This window comes from Roseateles sp. AC306 (assembly GCF_979253795.1).
On the sequence record NZ_CEEDEB010000005.1, the window covers coordinates 54,425 to 71,225 of the forward strand.

General features: G+C 69.2%; 13 protein-coding genes. 3 read left to right on the forward strand and 10 right to left on the reverse strand.

Translation table 11 applies throughout. The features are described from left to right. Nucleotides 1-3: 3 nt before the first annotated feature. The 7 genes from AC0IZJ_RS12450 to AC0IZJ_RS12480 all read right to left on the reverse strand — a co-directional run bounded on the left by AC0IZJ_RS12450 (nucleotide 4) and on the right by AC0IZJ_RS12480 (nucleotide 9,339). On the reverse strand, nucleotides 4-165 hold the full coding sequence (locus AC0IZJ_RS12450) for a hypothetical protein (protein ID WP_471850099.1): 162 nt from the start codon (nucleotides 163-165) through the stop codon (nucleotides 4-6). Further along, complete coding sequence (locus AC0IZJ_RS12455; RefSeq protein ID WP_471850101.1) at nucleotides 165-3,626, reverse strand: transglutaminase family protein; 3,462 nt, start codon at nucleotides 3,624-3,626, stop codon at nucleotides 165-167. The genes AC0IZJ_RS12450 and AC0IZJ_RS12455 overlap by 1 nt, the downstream gene beginning before the upstream one ends. A 669-nt stretch (nucleotides 3,627-4,295) precedes the next feature. After that, on the reverse strand, nucleotides 4,296-5,240 hold the full coding sequence (locus tag AC0IZJ_RS12460; RefSeq protein ID WP_471850103.1) for an alpha-E domain-containing protein: 945 nt from the start codon (nucleotides 5,238-5,240) through the stop codon (nucleotides 4,296-4,298). Further along, on the reverse strand, nucleotides 5,230-5,388 hold the full coding sequence (locus tag AC0IZJ_RS12465) for an alpha-E domain-containing protein (protein ID WP_471850105.1): 159 nt from the start codon (nucleotides 5,386-5,388) through the stop codon (nucleotides 5,230-5,232). The genes AC0IZJ_RS12460 and AC0IZJ_RS12465 overlap by 11 nt, the downstream gene beginning before the upstream one ends. A gap of 13 nt (nucleotides 5,389-5,401) precedes the next feature. Beyond that, nucleotides 5,402-6,835 (reverse strand): circularly permuted type 2 ATP-grasp protein, encoded by a 1,434-nt coding sequence (locus AC0IZJ_RS12470; RefSeq protein ID WP_471850107.1) that lies wholly within the window; start codon nucleotides 6,833-6,835, stop codon nucleotides 5,402-5,404. A 127-nt stretch (nucleotides 6,836-6,962) separates the two neighbouring features. After that, complete coding sequence (locus AC0IZJ_RS12475; protein ID WP_471850109.1) at nucleotides 6,963-8,957, reverse strand: TonB-dependent receptor; 1,995 nt, start codon at nucleotides 8,955-8,957, stop codon at nucleotides 6,963-6,965. Nucleotides 8,958-9,027: 70 nt separating this feature from the next. Beyond that, a complete protein-coding gene (locus AC0IZJ_RS12480) occupies nucleotides 9,028-9,339 on the reverse strand; it encodes a hypothetical protein (RefSeq protein ID WP_471850111.1) in 312 nt (103 codons plus the stop codon). Between the two features lie 47 nt (nucleotides 9,340-9,386). On the opposite strand from AC0IZJ_RS12480, the gene AC0IZJ_RS12485 reads away from it, so the two are divergent. Both AC0IZJ_RS12485 and AC0IZJ_RS12490 read left to right on the forward strand, forming a co-directional pair. Next, the gene (locus AC0IZJ_RS12485; RefSeq protein ID WP_471850113.1) at nucleotides 9,387-10,580 is read left to right on the forward strand and encodes a M20 aminoacylase family protein; all 1,194 of its coding nucleotides are present in this window, start codon (nucleotides 9,387-9,389) and stop codon (nucleotides 10,578-10,580) included. Further along, nucleotides 10,559-11,119, forward strand: coding sequence for a DUF1415 domain-containing protein (locus AC0IZJ_RS12490; RefSeq protein WP_471850115.1), 561 nt, complete (start codon nucleotides 10,559-10,561; stop codon nucleotides 11,117-11,119). The genes AC0IZJ_RS12485 and AC0IZJ_RS12490 overlap by 22 nt, the downstream gene beginning before the upstream one ends. A 166-nt stretch (nucleotides 11,120-11,285) precedes the next feature. On the opposite strand, the gene AC0IZJ_RS12495 is transcribed toward AC0IZJ_RS12490, so the two are convergent. Beyond that, a complete protein-coding gene (locus tag AC0IZJ_RS12495) occupies nucleotides 11,286-11,648 on the reverse strand; it encodes a hypothetical protein (protein WP_471850117.1) in 363 nt (120 codons plus the stop codon). 164 nt (nucleotides 11,649-11,812) lie between these two features. Between AC0IZJ_RS12495 and AC0IZJ_RS12500 the strand changes: the two genes are divergently transcribed. Continuing rightward, entirely contained in the window at nucleotides 11,813-12,502 is a 690-nt protein-coding gene (locus tag AC0IZJ_RS12500) for a response regulator transcription factor (RefSeq protein ID WP_471850119.1), read from the forward strand. Nucleotides 12,503-12,531: 29 nt separating this feature from the next. On the opposite strand, the gene AC0IZJ_RS12505 is transcribed toward AC0IZJ_RS12500, so the two are convergent. Both AC0IZJ_RS12505 and AC0IZJ_RS12510 read right to left on the reverse strand, forming a co-directional pair. Continuing rightward, nucleotides 12,532-14,283 carry a sensor domain-containing diguanylate cyclase gene (locus AC0IZJ_RS12505; protein ID WP_471850121.1) on the reverse strand — a complete coding sequence of 584 codons (1,752 nt, stop codon included), beginning with the start codon at nucleotides 14,281-14,283 and terminating at the stop codon, nucleotides 12,532-12,534. A gap of 24 nt (nucleotides 14,284-14,307) precedes the next feature. After that, nucleotides 14,308-16,695, reverse strand: coding sequence for a sensor histidine kinase (locus AC0IZJ_RS12510; protein ID WP_471850123.1), 2,388 nt, complete (start codon nucleotides 16,693-16,695; stop codon nucleotides 14,308-14,310). Nucleotides 16,696-16,801 lie beyond the last annotated feature (106 nt).

The following is a 16,801-nucleotide window of genomic DNA, read 5'->3' on the forward strand; positions in this document are numbered from 1 at the left end:
AGATCAGCCGCGCCTGGATGAGCGCAACTCTTCGCGAGCTTGCGCAAACAGGATCTCGCGCACGACCGGCCGTGCCACGGGCTGCCCCCCCACTTTGGCCGTCAATTCGGCGTCCCCGATGTTGTCCAGCTCACGGCGGTCCGACGGCTTGACGGCCTCGTCCATCACCCTATTTTGCGCATATCCAGCGTGAACGGGAACTCCAGGCTGCGCTGAGGTTCGCCCGCCTCGACCTTGCCCGGCGTGTGCCCCATGGCGGCAAAGCGCGCGAGGCGGCGGCTTTCAGCCTCGTAGGCGTTGATGGGCAGCGTCTCGTAGCTGCGGCCGCCCGGGTGGGTGACAAAGTAGCGGCAGCCGCCCAGGCTCTTGTTCTGCCAGGTGTCGACGAGGTCCACCGTCAGCGGCGCGTGGATGCCGATGGTCGGGTGCAGGGCCGAGGGCGGCAGCCAGGCGCGGTAGCGCACGCCGGCCACGAATTCGCCGACGCGGCCGGTGGGCTGCAGGGGCAGCGGCAGGCCGTTGACGGTCACGCGGTGGCGGGTGTCGACCAGGCCGGTCACCAGCACCTCCAGGCGTTCCAGCGACGAGTCCACATAACGCGCCGTGCCGCCGGACGAGCCCTCCTCGCCCATCACATGCCAGGGCTCCAGCGCGCTGCGCAGCGTCACATGCACGCCGCGCGCCGCGAACTCGCCGTACTTGGGGAAGCGGAACTCGAAGTGCGGCGCGAACCAGGCGGCGTCCATTGCGTAGCCGGCCTCCTTCATGTCCTCGATGACGTCGGCAAAGTCGTCCTGGACGAAGTGGGGCAGCAGCCAGCGGTCGTGCAGTTCGGTGCCCCAGCGCACCAGCGGCGCTCGGTAGGGCGCCTTCCAGAAGCGGGCGACAAGGGCGCGCAGCAGCAGTTGCTGCACGATGCTCATCCGCGCATGCGGCGGCATCTCGAAGGCGCGCAGCTCCAGCAGGCCCAGGCGCCCGGTGGCGGAGTCGGGCGAGTAAAGCTTGTCGATGCAGAACTCGCTGCGGTGGGTGTTGCCGGTCACGTCCACCAGCACGTTGCGCAGCGTGCGGTCGACGACCCAGGGTGGCATCACGTCGCCGTACTCGTCGCTGGCCTTGAAGATCTCGCCCAGTGCGATCTCCAGCTCGCGCAGCTGGTCGTTGCGCGCCTCGTCCACGCGCGGCGCCTGGCTGGTGGGGCCGATGAAGAGGCCGCTGAACAGGTAGCTGAGCGACGGGTGGTTGTGCCAGTAGGCCAGCAGCGAGGCCAGCACCGTGGGCCGGCGCAGGAAGGGTGAGTCGGCCGGTGTGGCGCCGCCCAGCACGAAGTGGTTGCCGCCGCCGGTGCCGCTGTGGCGGCCGTCCATCATGAACTTCTCGCTGGACAGCCGCGTCAGGCGCGCCGCCTCGTAGAGGAACTCGGTGTGCGCCACCAGCTCGCCCCAGTTGTGCGCGGGGTGGATGTTGACCTCGATGACGCCGGGGTCGGGCGTGACCTGCAGCAGCTTGAGGCGCGGGTCGCGCGGCGGCGGGTAGCCCTCCAGCACGATCTTGAGGCCGGTGTCCTCGCAGGCGGTCTCGAGGGCGGCCAGCAGTTCCAGGTAGTGCTCCAGCTTCTCGAGCGGCGGCATGAAGACGTAGAGCACGCTGCTCGCCTTGCCTTTGCGCTCGGCCTTGGGGCCGTTGGCGCGGCGCGGGTCGCGCGCCTCGACGCAGAGCGCCGTGCGCGTGAGGCCGCGAGCGCTTTCGAAACGGCCCGGCGCGCCGGCGGCCGCATCAGGACTGGCCGTTGAGCGACCCGTGCCCGCTGCCGTGCCAGCGGCAGACGCGCCGGCCACCCCCGCGGCCTGGCCGCCGCGCAGCAGCCCGGCCGTCGGCCCGGCGGCGGTGACGCCCATGGTCTGAGCACGCAGGGCTGCCGCCGCGGGCAGCATGCCGCGCGGCGCGAACGGGTCCTGTTCGATCAGGTGCGGGAAGTCGCTCTTGCTGACCCACGGCAGCGAATCCAGCGGCAGGCGCCAGCCCATCGGCGAGTCGCCGGGGAAGAGGTAGAGCCGCTCGCCACGGAAGTACCACGGCCCCGTCTGCCAGCGGTTACCGCCCAGCGGCGGTGCTTCCTCGCTGCGGCTCAGCGGCAGCGCGTAGCCGACGGCGTGATCCAGGCCCTGCTCGTAGATGCGGCGCAGTCGCGCGCGCTCCATCTCGTCGTCCAGTCGCGAGTCGAAGGGGTCGACGTTGACCGGCAGGCGGCGCTCGCGCCAGAGGTAGTAGAAGGTGTCCTCATAGCCCGGCTGCACATGGGCGTCCGTCACCCCGAGGCGCTTGGTGAGCGCGGCCATGAAGGTCCTTGCGTGCTCGCTGGTGTAGGCGTGGGTCTCGCGCTCGTCGGCGAACCAGTCGGGGTTGCGCCAGCAGGGCTGGCCGTCGGCGCGCCAGTAGATGGACAGGGCCCAGCGCGGCAGCTGCTCGCCGGGGTACCACTTGCCCTGGCCGAAATGCAGGAAGCCGCCCTGGCCATATTCGTCGCGCAGGCGGTGCGTGAGCTGCTGGGCGTAGAGGCGCTTCGTGGGGCCGAGCGCGTCGGTGTTCCATTCGGCGGCGTCGCGGTCCTCGACGGCGACGAAGGTCGGCTCGCCGCCCATCGTCAGCCGCACGTCGCCGGCGACGAGTTCGCGGTCGACCTGTTCGCCGAGCTTGAGCACCTCGGCCCACTGCTCCTCGGTGTAGGGCTTGGTGACACGCGGCGACTCGTAGATGCGCGTGACGCCCATCTCGTGCTCGAACTCCACCTCGCTCTCGTCCACCGCGCCGCTGATGGGCGCCGCGCTGCCGGGCGTGGGGGTGGCGGCCAGCGGGATGTGGCCTTCGCCAGCCAGCAGGCCCGAGGTCGGGTCCAGGCCGATCCAGCCGGCGCCGGGCAGGTAGACCTCGCACCAGGCGTGCAGGTCGGTGAAGTCGACCTCGGTGCCGCTGGGGCCGTCGAGCGCCTTCTCGTCGGGGCTGAGCTGGATCAGGTAGCCGGACACGAAGCGTGCCGCCAGGCCCAGATGACGCAGCAACTCGACCAGCAGCCAGCCGGAGTCGCGGCAGGAGCCGGAGGCCTTGGTCAGCGTCTCCTCGGGCGTCTGCACGCCGGGCTCCATGCGGATCAGGTAGGAGACGCCGTTCTGCACCTTGCGGTTGATCTCCACCAGGAAATCATTGGTTGCGCGGGGCGTGCGCGAGACCTCGGCCACGAAGGCGGCCAGCAGCGGGGTGGCGGGCTCGACCTGCAGATAGGGCGCGAGCTCGATCTTCTGGGCCTCGTCGTACTCGAACGGGAACTGCTGCGCGTGCTCTTCGAGGAAGAAGTCGAAGGGGTTGTAGACCGCCATCTCGGCCACCAGGTCCACGGTGACGGTGAACTCGGTCGTCTTCTCGGGGAAGACCAAGCGCGCCAGGTAGTTGGCGAACGGGTCCTGCTGCCAGTTCAGGAAGTGGCCCGCCGGCTCGATGCGTAGCGAGTAGCTGAGCACGGGGGTGCGGCAATGTGGCGCGGGGCGCAGGCGCACGACCTGCGGCGCCAGGTTGACCGGGCGGTCGTATTTGTAGCGGGTGACGTGTTTGAGGGCGACGTGGATGCTCATGTGGGTTTACTCCGCCGCGCGTGCGGGTTGCTCGTTCGTTGAATTTGGTTGTACGGCTAGGCCCATGCCGGGATTTCGCCCCGGCGGGCGAGTCACTTTCTGGGCCGCCAGAAAGTAACCAAAGAGCTCCCCCCGACCGCCCCGCCCCTGCGCTTCGCTTCGGGGTGCCCTGCGCTGCTCAGTCCTTGAAGCCCCGCGCAGAACTCCCTTCGCTACGCTGCGGTCAGACAACCGCGCGGAGTCAGTTCTTGAGGCGAGCTTCGCTCGCGGCTTCAAGGCCTTCCGCTGCTCGGCGGGGCTAAAGGGGGCATACAGAAATACGTCCACCACCCGGACTTCGGGTTTGGCTGTTGGCTGTTCGGCTGTTCCGGGGCCTCCCCTTCTAAACCGCCGAGAAGCGCAGAAGCCCAGGGCGCGTGCAAAGCACGCTTCGACAACTGACTTCGCGCGGTTGTTTGAACGGAGCGTAGCGAAGTGAGTTCTGCGCGAGCCCTGGGCTTCGAGCATCACAGGGAAGCCCGCAGGGCCGGTTTTGCAGGGGAGAGCTTTTTGCTTACTTTTTGGCGGCGCAAAAAGTGAGTCGGCCGCCGGGACGAAACCCCGGCTGGGCCTAGCCATAAACCAACCCTTCGACAAACAACGCGAAAGACTGGTCATCCCCACAACCCCTCAAGTCGAAGGCACCAGGAAGTCGCGGCTGATGCTGGCTCCCAGGTCTGCCACTTCCGCCAGGAAGCCGTCCAAAAACGGATGCAGCCCACCCGCCTGGATCTCGTCGATGCGCGCGAACGCCAGTTCGGCCTCCAGCCGCCCTACCCGCCGCAGCGTCTCGCCCGACTGCGGATTCGCCACCCGCTTCAGGTTGGCCAGCATGCGCGTGACGCAGTGCGACATCGACCGCGGCATGTCCGGGCGCAGGATCAGCAGCTCGGCCACCTTGTCCGGCTGGATGACGTTGCTGTAAACCTTGCGGTAGATCTCGAAGCCCGACACCGACCGCAGCACGGCCGACCAGTAGTAGAAATCGCGCGCCGCGTCGTGCTCGCCCTGGGACTGCTCCTGGCGATAGAACTTGACGTCCAGCAGACGCGCCGTGTTGTCGGCCCGCTCCAGGAAGGAGCCGATGCGGATGAAGTGGAAGGCCTCGTCCTGCAGCATGGTGCCCACCGTCACGCCGCGCGACAGATGGCTGCGGTACTTGACCCACTCGAACAGCGCCGACGGGTCACGCGCCAGCAGGCCGTCACGCAGCAGGCGGCGGAACTCCAGCCACGTCTGGTTCATCGTCTCCCAGACCTCGGTCGTCAAGGCGCCACGCACCGCCCGCGCGTTCTCCCGGGCGGCACGCAGACAGTTGAAGATGGACGACTGGTTGTTCTCGTCGGCCACCATGAAGTCCATGACGCTGCGGCTGTCGATGCGTGCGTGCTTGGTGTTGTAGAGGCTGTTCAGCTCGGAAATGGATACCAGGCTGCGCCAGGACTGCTCGGACTCCTCGCTCGACTGCGGCTGCAGCGAAGTCTGATAGACGATGTCCAGCATCCGCGCGGTGTTTTCGGCCCGCTCGATGTAGCGGCTGAGCCAGAACAGATGGTCAGCGGTCCTAGACAGCATGCTTCGACTCCCATTCGTTGGCCGAGAACACCGCCCGCGCTGACGCGCTCTGCCGTGTTCTGGCTCCGCCACAAGCGCTTTGCGCTTGACCGGCACGCTCGATGTCGCGGCTCAGCCAAAAGAGATGGTCAGCGGTTCTTGAAAGCATCTTGTTGTCTCCCTCAGTCTTCCAGCACCCAGGTGTCCTTGGTGCCGCCGCCCTGGCTGCTGTTCACCACCAGGGAGCCCTCCTTCAGCGCCACCCGCGTCAGCCCGCCGGGCACCATGCGCACGGATGCGCCGGACAGCACGAAGGGTCGCAGGTCGATGTGACGTGGCGCGATGCCGCTCTCGACAAAGGTCGGGCAGCTGGACAGGGACAGCGTCGGCTGGGCGATGTAGTTGCCCGGGTTGTCCAGCAACCGCGCGCGGAAGTTCTCGATCTCGTCCTTGGTGGCCGCCGGGCCGACCAGCATCCCGTAGCCGCCCGCGCCGTGCACCTCCTTGACGACCAGCTCGCTCAAGTGAGCCAGTGTGTAGGCCAGATCGTCCTTGTCGCGGCAGACATAGGTCGGCACGTTCTGCAGGATGGGTTTCTCGCCGAGGTAGAACTCGATCATCTTCGGCACATAGGGGTAGATGGACTTGTCGTCCGCGATGCCCGTGCCGATGGCGTTGGACAGGGTCACCTTGCCGGCCTTGTAGGCGTCCACCAGGCCGGCGCAGCCGAGCTGTGAGTCGGCGCGGAAGACCTTGGGGTCAAGGAAGTCGTCGTCCAGGCGGCGGTAGATGACGTCCACCCGCTTCGGGCCGCGCGTGGTGCGCATGTACACAAAACCGCCGTCGACGAACAAATCCTGACCCTCGACCAGCTCCACGCCCATCTGCTGGGCGAGAAAGGCGTGCTCGAAGTAGGCCGAGTTGTACATGCCCGGGGTCAGCACGACGACCGTCGGGTCCGACACGCCCTGGGGCGCGACGCTGCGCAGCGTGTCGAGCAGCAGGTCGGGGTAATGCGCCACCGGCGCGACGCGGTGCCCCGTGAACAGCTCGGGGAAGAGCCGCATCATCATCTTGCGGTTCTCGAGCATGTAGCTCACGCCACTGGGCACGCGCAGGTTGTCTTCCAGCACGTAGTACTGGCCGCTGCCGTCGCTGTGGCCGGCGCGCACGATGTCCACGCCGGCGATGTGGCTGTAGACGCCGCCCGGCACGTCCACGCCCATCATTTCGGGGCGGAACTGGGCGTTGTTGAGGATCTCGTCGGCAGGCACGATGCCGGCCTTGAGGATCTCCTGGCCGTGATAGACGTCGTGGATGAAGCGGTTCAACGCCGTTACCCGCTGGGCCAGGCCGGCCTGCATCGTCGTCCATTCGCTGGCCGGAATGACCCGCGGAATCAGGTCGAAGGGGATCAGCCGCTCGGTGCCCTCGCCGCTGTCCTTGTCACCGTAGACGGCAAACGTGATGCCCACGCGCCGGAAGATCAACTCCGCCTGCTCGCGCCGTTCGCGCATCAGGGACTCGGGCTGCTCGGCCAGCCAGCGGGCGTAGCTCTCGTAATGCGCGCGGGTCTTGCTGTCCGCGGCGTTCATTTCGTCAAAGGCGGTCTGCATCGTTGCTCCTCTCAAAGCCAACGACGCAAATTCCGCGCCACGCGAGGCTACGGTTTCTGGTGCGTGCGGGCACTGCGGCGGTGCAGTGCGCCCGCCGCAGAGGCGCCAAGGCACCAGGGTTATACAGTCAGAAGCGGAGTTGCAGCCCCGTGCTCGCCGAACGGCCCGCCTGCGGCGCCAAGTCGCGGATGGTCGGCACGGCCGTGGCGTTGTAGGCCAGCTTGTTGCCGAGGTTGTCCAGCTTCAGGTACCAGAGCGCGTCGGTCTGGCCCCAGCGGAGCTGGCGCGCGACGGACAGGCGCACCGTGCCGTAGCCCGGCGTCGGCGTGTCGAACTCGGCCACGCGGGTCTGCCGCGCAGCGCCGCGCCACTCGAGCTTGCCCGACCAGTCGCCGTGCCTGGCCTCCAGCCCCAACATGGCGCGCAACGGCGCCAGGCGGGGCAGCGGCTCGCCGGTCGCGCGGTTGTCGCCGCGCACGGCGTCGAGCTGAGCCAGCAGCGCCACAGCTGGATGGGCCTGCCAGCGCCCTTCCAGCTCCACACCGCGCAGGCGCGCAGGCACGGCCTGGAAGTTGTAGACCGGCACCGCCTCGCCGTCGTCGTCGGTCATCTCGCCCGTGGCCTGCAAGGCGATGTAGTTGGCAAAGCGCGTCTCGTAGACATTGACGTGGACGTGGCTTTGCTCACCCTCCCACTTCAGCCCGATGTCCGCGCCCTTGGAGCGCTCCAGGCCCAGCGTCGTGTCGCCCCGCTCGAAGGCGGCGCTCGCCACATGCAGGCCGTTGGCGAACAGCTCGTAGTAGGCCGGCGCGCGCTGGGTGCGGTTCAGGTTGGCGCTCAGGCTCCAGGCGCTGTTCAAGGGCAGCACGCCGCTCAGGGCCAGGCTCACCGGGCTGAAGCGCCGCGACTGCGCGGGGCCGAAGCGGTCGCCACCGTCGGAAGCTATCGTCACGCGCTCGGTGCGCGCGCCGGCCGACCAGTCCACGCCGGCCAGCCTGGCCTGCTCCAGCAGGAAAACACCGGTGCTGCGCGTGCGGGTGCTGGGCACAAAGGCTTCCTCGCCGAGTGCCGAAAAGTCCAGCGCTTCGGTCTGCATGCCGATGAGCCCTTTCACCGGTCCGATCGCTGCGTGCTCCACCTCCAGCCGGCCGTCCGTCCCGCGGCTCTTGAAGGTCGTGCCCACCTCGTCGCCCTCCATCTCGACGTGCTCGTAGCGGTTGCGGCTGAGCTGCCAGCTGATGCGGTGGATGGGGCCGTCGGCCGTCGCCCATTCGCCCGCCGTGGCAATGCGCTGGCGCTGCATGCGGATGGTCACGTCGGCCTCGGCCGTCGTGCAGTAGTCGGTGTGAAAGTCGTCCACCGACACGCCGGCAAAACCGCCCTGGAAAAACACAGAGCCACCCACCGCGCCGCCGTGGCTGCGGGCGGCGGAGTTGCGGACGCTGCTGCGGCTTTCGCCCCCTTCATCCGATGGGCTGTCGAAACGCGGCGCGCGCTGGTCGCCGGCGTCGCGGCCAGCCAGGTCGACATGCCAGCCATAGCCCGACTGCAGCGTGCCGCTGCCGCCGTCCAGCACGATGGCGCCGCTTTTGTCGTTGCTGGCACCGCCCAAACGAACTTCGGCTGCACCGCTCAGGCCCCGGATCAGCGTCCGCGGGATGCGGTTGTCGAGCGTGTTGACGACGCCGCCCACCGCGTTGCCGCCATATAGCAGCGCCGCCGCGCCGCGCAGCACCTCGACCTTGTCGATGACCAGCGGGTCGATGGCCACGCCGTGGTCGAAGCTGAGGTTGGACGCGTCCACGGACGCGCCCGAGTTGTTGAGGATGCGCACCCGGTCGCCGTCCAGCCCGCGGATGCTGGGCCGGCTGGCATTGGGGCCGAAGTTGGTGGCCGCCACGCCGGGCAGGCCTTGCAGCGTGTCACCCAGGGTCGCAGCACGGGTCAGCACGAGCTGGTCGCCGGAGAGGGAGTCGCTGGGCTGGGCCAGCACCTGGCTCTTCAGCGGGTTGCCGGTGACGACGACCTTGTCGAGGGATTCGGCCGGAGCGGCATGAGAAACGGAGACAACGAAAACCGACAGGCAGGCGGCCGCGACGGGCGCCAGAGCAAAGGAACGCATGAGGGGTACTTCCACGAGAAAACGCAAACACCCGCGCCCCCAGACAGTGGGGCACGGGAAGGCTTGAGGTTCAGGCGGAAGCGGGCGGCCCCCGGGCGGGCGGCAGGCCGTGGCTGACGGCGCGCGGCACAGCGGCAAGAGCCAGCTGCGGCGCGGCATGGGTGGCAAGGCCAGCCGGCAGCGCGGCCGGCGTTGCGGCAGGCGCGCCACCGGCCAGGTGCGCGGCGGTCAGGCAGAGATCGCAATCGACCAGGTGGACGATGCCCTCGTCCTGCCGGTCATCGAAGTGCGACAGCGCGTGCACCCCGGCCATCGCTTGCGCGATAGGCAGGAGCAATGCCAGCCAAAGTAGCCAGCCGCGGACGTTGCGACTCAGATTCACGGGCGCAATCCTAAACTCGGGCCCTTACAGAGCCTGAAGTCACCCTCATGAAGCTCATCGACACCATCCTGGCCGACGCGGCCGAGATCACGGCCATCCGCCGCGACCTGCACAAGCACCCCGAACTCTGCTTCCACGAGGAGCGCACCGCCGACGTCATCGCGCAGGCGTTGACCGGCTGGGGGATTCCCATCCACCGCGGCCTGGGCAAGACCGGCGTCGTCGGCATCGTCAAGAACGGCACGTCGGACCGCGCGGTCGGCCTGCGCGCCGACATCGACGCGCTGCCGATGACCGAGCGCAACGAGTTTCCGCACGCCAGCTCCATCCGCGGCCGCATGCATGCCTGCGGCCACGACGGCCACACGGCCATGCTGCTGGCCGCCGCAAAGCATCTGGCGACCAACCGCAACTTCGACGGCACCGTCTACCTGGTCTTCCAGCCGGCGGAAGAAGGCGGCGGCGGCGCGCGCGAGATGATCAAGGACGGCCTGTTCGAGAAGTTCCCGATGGAAGCCATGTTCGGCGCCCACAACTGGCCCGGCATGAAGGCCGGCCAGTTCGCGCTGAGGACCGGCCCGGTGTTCGCCAGCAGCAACGAGTTCAAGATCACGCTCAAGGGCAAGGGCTCGCACGCCGCCATGCCGCATCTGGGCGTCGACCCCGTGCCGGCGGCCTGCCAGCTCGTCACCGCCTTCCAGACCATCATCAGCCGCAACAAGCGGCCCATCGACCCCGGCGTCATCTCCGTGACCATGATCCATGCCGGCGAGGCCACCAACGTCGTGCCCGACACCGTCGTCATGGAGGGCACGGTGCGCACCTTCACGCTGGAGCTGCTCGACCTGCTGGAGCGCCGCATGAAGGACATGACGGAGCAACTGGCCGGCGCCTTCGAGCTGACGGCCGAGTTCGAGTTCCGTCGCAACTACCCGCCGACGATCAACCACCCGCAGGAGACCGCGTTCGTGCACGGCGTGCTGACCGACATGGTCGGCGCCGACAACGTGCAGGACTTCGAGCCGACGATGGGCGCGGAGGATTTCAGCTACTACCTGCTGGACAAGCCTGGCTGCTACTTCCTCATCGGCAACGGCGACGGCGAGCACCGCATCGGCGGCCACGGCATGGGGCCCTGCATGCTGCACAACCCCAGCTACGACTTCAACGACGAACTGATTCCGCTCGGCGGCTCGATGTGGGTGCGCCTCGCCGAACAGTGGCTGAACAACAAGCGATGAACCACGAACAGATCGTCAACGACACCCGCGACTGGGTCGTCAAGGCCGTCATCGGCCTCAACCTCTGCCCGTTCGCGAAGGCGGTGCACGTCAATGAACGGATCCGTTATGTCGTCAGCGACGCGACCGACCCCGAGGCGCTGCTGAAGGACCTGGCTCGCGAGCTGCTGGCGCTGAACCGGGCCGACCCGGAAGAGGTGGACACGACGCTGGTGATCCACCCGCAGGTGCTGACCGACTTCCTCGACTTCAACGACTTCCTCGACGCCGCCGACGCGCTGGTGGAAGAGCTCAAGCTCGACGGCATCCTGCAGATCGCCGACTTCCATCCCGACTACCAGTTCGGTGACAGCACGCCCGGCGACGTGGCCAACTACACCAACCGCTCGCCCTACCCCACGCTGCACATCCTGCGCGAGGAGAGCGTCGAGCGCGCTGTCGAGTCAATGCCGGACACCGCGTCCATCTACGAGAACAACCTCGACACGCTGACGCGGCTGGGCCATGAGGGCTGGGCCGCGCTGCGACTCAAGCGCTGAAGAGCCCCGTGGGGCATGGCGCGTTCGGGCCGAGCGCCGGGCCGCTCCCAAGCCGGCCCGCCTGGCGATGAGCTTGCGGCTCAATGCCGCAAGCATCGCCGTTCCCTTGGGGGACCGGTTGGGCTCGCCCGCGTTCAGCGTGGCGAGACCGGACGAGGGGCTCTGTTCATTCCTTGACCCAGGAGAAGCCGCCGACTTTCTTCGGCGCATTCGCCCGCGTACGCAGCACGGCATCAAAGCCGCTCTTGCCGCCGTTCCACAGCGCCGTCAGCAGGCCGACGACGTCCTCGCGCGTGTAGGGCTCCAGATCGGGGCGGAACTGCTTGATGGCCGCAGCCAGCATGTCGCGCGGCAGCTCCTGGTGCGTGGCCAGCACGGCGAACATCGCCGCGTGCAGGTCGGGCCAGGCGGCGCACAGTGCCTGGATGCGCGTCAGCGCCTCGGCCGGCGCGGGGCGGTGGCCGGGCAGCAGCCAGTCCAACCCGTCGGCGCGGTCGCCAGTGCCTTCGTCTTGCGCGGCATCGTCCATGGCTTGTCTCCTTCTTGTGCCCGAGATTTCTCACGACGGACGCCCGCTGTCAATCATTTATCGCCTATGACACTGCGCAAATCGGCACGCTACCGGCCGTTCAATGCGCCCTGACGCCTCAGTCATGCGGCAAACTCGCCCGCTGCTTCCGTGCCCCCGACGCCATGCAACCCAAGACCCTCGCCCTGATCGACGACGACGCCGAGTACTCGGAGTTCCTGACCCAGTTCCTGCTGGAGCAGGGCATTGCGGTCAGCCGCTACGACGACAGCAACGCCCTGCTGGCAGCGCCCGAGGCCTTCTCCTTCGAGTTCTATCTCGTCGACCTGATGCTGCCTGGCGTCAATGGCGTCGAGCTGATCAAGATCCTGCGCCGCCGCACCGATGCCGGCATCGTCGTCGTGTCGGGCCGCCTGGGGCCCGAGGTGTTCCGCGAGGTCATCACGGCCGGCGCCGACATGTACCTCGTCAAGCCGGTGCAGTTCGAACAGGTGGCGCTGGCCATCGCTGCCGTGCAGCGCCGCGTCGCCAAGCCCGCCGCAGCCGACGCTGCCTGGAAGCTGGACCGCACCAGTGGCGAACTCATCGTGCCGGACGGTACCCGCATCCAGCTCAGCGAAGCGGACCGCCAACTGCTCGAATGCTTCGCGGCGGCCGGCGGCGAGCCGGTCACGCGCGAGGCCCTGCTCAACAAGCTCGGCCGCGAGTTGCCCGAGGGCGAGACCGACGACGGCTTGTCCGCCACCATCTACCGCCTGCGCCGCCGCATCGAGCGCGCCACGCCGACGCTGGTGCCGCTGCAGAGCAAGTCGCGCGTCGGCTATGTGTTCCGCGCGCCGCTGCAGCTGATCTGATCCACGGTCAGGGCAGGTCGCGACCTGCCCTACGCCGGCGCGTCAGACGCCTTCAGCACCACGGCATTGCGGCCACCGCGCTTGGCCTCGTAGAGCGCAGCGTCGGTGCGTGCGATCAGCGGTCGCAGTTCCACGTCGTCCGGCGAGGCCAGGCTGACGCCGATGCTGACCGTCAACTTGCCCACGGCGGGGAAGACAGCCGCCTCGACCGCGGTACGGATCTTCTCGGCCGCCATGACGGCGTCGAGCGGCCCGGCCAGTTCGGGCAGGAGCACGGCGAACTCCTCGCCACCGAAGCGGGCCGCCACGTCGGTGACGCGCACCGACGCCTGCAGCAGTCGCGCGAGCTGGCGCAGCACCTCGTCTCCGGCCGGATGGCCGAATTCGTCGTTGACGCGCTTGAAATGGTCCACGTCGACCAGCAGCAGGCCGTGCACGCGGCCGTTCGCGCTGCCGTAGCGCCGGTCCAGCGCGTGGGCCTCGGCCAGGCGGGCGTCCAGGCTGCGGCGGTTGTGCAGGCCGGTCAGCGGGTCGCGCGTGGCCAGGTGCTCCAGCGCGGCGTTGGCGGCCTGCAGCTCGGACGTGCGCTGCTGCACCTGGGCTTCGAGCGTCACGTTGGCCTGCTGCAGCTCCTGCTCGGTGGCAAGCAGGGACCGAGCCATGGACTGCATGGCCTCGCTCAACTTCGCCAGCTCATGGGCGGCCGGCTGGTTGGGGAACTCGGGCATGCGGCGCTCGCTTTCGACTCGCACCGCAATGCTCGCCAGCTGCTCCACCGGCCGGCTGATGCGTCGGGCCAGAAGCCATGCGGCCAGCGCCAGCACGGCGGCCGCCGTCAGACCAAGCAGCACCAGTTCGCGGCGCAGGTCGCGCACCGGGCGCATGGCCAGCTCCATCGGCTGGCGGGCGACGATGCGCCAGCCCAGCTCGACGCTCGTGCGCGCCTGCAGCGGCGCTTCGCTGGTGAGATAGGCCTTGCCGTCGAACATCAGCTCGCCCTCGAACCTCCCATTGACCAGCTTGGGCAGCACCTCGGTTCCCTTGGCCTGCGCCACCTTCAAGGCCTCGGGGTAGAGCACGCGGCCCTGGCGGTCGATGATGAGGGCGTCGATGCCGCTGCCGGGGTTCTGGCGCCGCGTGACGCCTTCCACCACGCCCGTGACCCAGCGCCAGTGCGCATGGGCACCAACGACGCCACGCAGTTGGCCCTCGGCATCACGGATGGGAGCCGCGAAGTCGATGAAGCGCGTCGGCTCGCCATTGGGCTGGGCCGGCAGCATCGTGGCCAGCAGCTTGGCTTCGTGCACGTCACCCAGATAGAGGTGCTCCCGCGCGGCGATGAACCATTCGCGCTGTGCAACGGAGCGGCCGGCCAGCATGCCGCCGCTGGCCTGCAGCACAGTGCCGTCGGGCGCGGCCACGCCCAGCCAGGCGAACTCGTCGTGCAAGGCCTGGCGGCGCTCCAGCGCGTCGCGCACCCGAGGCGAGTCCAGCGGGCCATCCACGAGATGCGGTGCGACGCTGAGCAACTCGATCTCACGCTCGCGGTCACGCAGCTGCGTGGCCAGCAGCTCCGCGGCCGACTGGGCCGTGGCTCGCACGGCGGCCTGCTGGGCCAGGAAGATCTCGTCGGTCGCCACGCTGCCGAGGTAGCCGCCCACCAGGGTCAGGATGGCCAATGCAAGCCCCCCCAGCACCAGGGTGAGTTGGCCGCGCAGGCTGGGCAGGCGGCGAGTGGGCTTGGTCGGTTGGACCGGCGTGTCGGCTGGGGTGTCGGACATCTAAAAGGCTAGGCCAGGAGGCGGTCAGTCTAGGGCTTGAGGTAGTGTCAGCCGCATGACGGTACCCAGCGGCCCGGTGCGCCGCAGCTCGGCAGCGCCTCCATGCAAATCCATCACGCGGCGCACGATGTACAGCCCTAGGCCGTGGGCCGATTCCGCCCCGCCGCCGCGCGCGCCGCGCGTAAACAGGCGCGGCTGAAGCTCGCGCGGGATACCGGGGCCGGCGTCGGCCACCTCGAACTGAAGCACGGCCGGCTCGTCGAAGTCCATCACGTGCAGCGTGACCGGGCTGACGCCGGGCGCGTACTTGAGCGCGTTGGACATCAGGTTGCGCAGCGCCAGCCGCATCAGGCTCATGTCCATCATGGCCGTGCGCGTGGCCGTGTGGCGTTGCACGACGACGCGGTCACGCTGGTCGCGCGGCAGGTCGGCAATGGTCACGGCGATCAGCGTGTCGATGTCGGTGTCCAGCCGCGCGATGCGGCCGCCGCCGGCCAGCAGGGTGGCGGCGGCCAGCGTGTTGTCGACGCCGGCAAGCACCTGGCCGAGCACCGCCTGGGCACGCGTCAGCCGCTCCTGGGCCTGGCGCTCGCCGCGGCCGGCGAGGCTGGCGGTGGCGCTCTGCAGCGCGGCGCTGGCGTTGTTGAGCGGCTGGCGCACCTCGTGGGCGAGCACGTCCAGCATCTCGGAGCGCTCGCGCAGCAACTGGTCCAGCTCCTGCACATGACGTTCGGTCTGGCGGCGCATCTGCTGCTCCTGGGCCAGCTCGGCGCGGCGCTGCAGTTCCTCGGTGATGTCGTCCACCAGCGCCTGGGCGCGCAGCGGGCGGCCCAGCGCGTCGAACTCGGCCACGGCCGAGACAAGCACGTCGCGCAGCCGGCCGTCGGCGCAGATGAACTGCACCGGGCAAGCGTCGACATGGCCGTCGCGCCACATCGCCGGGCGGTAGACGTCGCGGACCTGGCGGCTGGCCTCGGGCGTCAGGAAGTCGTCCAGCATGCGGCCGATGACCTCCTCGCGCCGGTAGCCCAGCCGCTCCAGCCAGCGGTCCGACACGCTCAGCACCCGCCCGGCTGCGTCGACCGAGTGCATCAGCGCCGGGGTCGACTCATACAGCGCCCGCAGGCGCTGCCGGCTGTGCTCCAGCTCGACGGCGGCGCGGTGGTGCTCGGTGACGTCCTGCATGGCGCCCACCAGCCGCACCGGCGTGCCGTCCTGCCAGTCCACCTGGCCCTGGGCGAGCACCCAGACCTCGCGGCCGGCGGCCGTCACCAGCGGCAGCTCCAGGCTCCACGGCTCGCCCTGGCTGATGCCGCGGTGCACGGCCGCTTCGATGGCCGCGCGCGCCTCGGGCCGGTAGAAGGCGATGGCCTCCTCCAGCGTCGGCCGGTGGCCGGGCGGGAGGTCGTGGATGCGGCAGGTCTGGTCGCTCCAGATCAGCTCCTGGGTCTGCAGGTCCAGCGTCCAGCCGCCCACGCCGGCGACGCGGCCGGTGCGGTCCAGCAGGGCCTTGCTTTCACGCAGCTCGCGCTCGGCGCTGAGCCTGTCGGTCACGTCCTCGGCAATGCCGACATAGCCGGCCAGGCCGCCGCCAGGCGCCAGCAGCGGCTGCGCGCGCGCCCACACCTGCCGCGGCTCGCCGCCGGAGCGGTGCACGCGGTAACGCATTTCGAAGGGCTGGCGCCGTTCCACGCAGCGCTGCCAGTGGGCCAGCACGGAGGCAGCGTCCTCCGGCGCCAGCGCGGCGGACCAGCCTTCGCCGAGGGCGTCGCGCGCGCTGATGCCGAAGATGCGTTGCGAGACGGGATTGGTGTAGACCCAAAGGCCCGCCGCGTCGGCGCGAAAGATGCCCAGCGGCGCCGTCTCGGCCAGCAGCCGGAAGGGCTGCTCGCCCGCGCCTTCGTCGCCACGCCCCTGGGCCCGCTCGCGCATCATCAGCGCCTCTGCGGCCGCGCCGGCCAGACGCGTCAGCGCCTCTCTCTGGGCATCGTTGAGCTCGCGCGGGCGGAAATCCACCACGCACAGCGTGCCCGGGTGGCTGCCGTCGTCCAGGCGGATGGGCACGCCGGCATAGAAACGCAGCGGCGGGTCGGCCAGCACGTCGGGGTGATCGGCGAAGCGCTCGTCCAGGCGCGCATCGCACACCTCGAACATGCCGTCGGCCAGCAGCGTGTGCGCGCAGAAGGTCTGTCCCCGGGGCGTCTCGCTGCGGCCAAAGCCGATGGCTGCCTTGAACCACTGGCGCTCGTCGTCCAGCAGGCCCAGCAGGGCCACGGGCGTGCCGCAGATCTGCGCGGCCAGCGCGGTGAGGTGGTCGAACAGCGGCTCGGGCTCGCTGTCCATGACCGCCAGCGCGGCCAGTCGGGCCAGGCGGCGGTCTTCGTCGGGCGGCAAGGAGGCGGCGGTCCACATGGGCGCCAGCTTAGGGCCTGTTCATCGCCCGATTTGCGGCGTACGGTCATCGTCGTCATGACCTTGTCACGCCGCCGGCACAGCATCTGCGGCTTTACCAAACGGC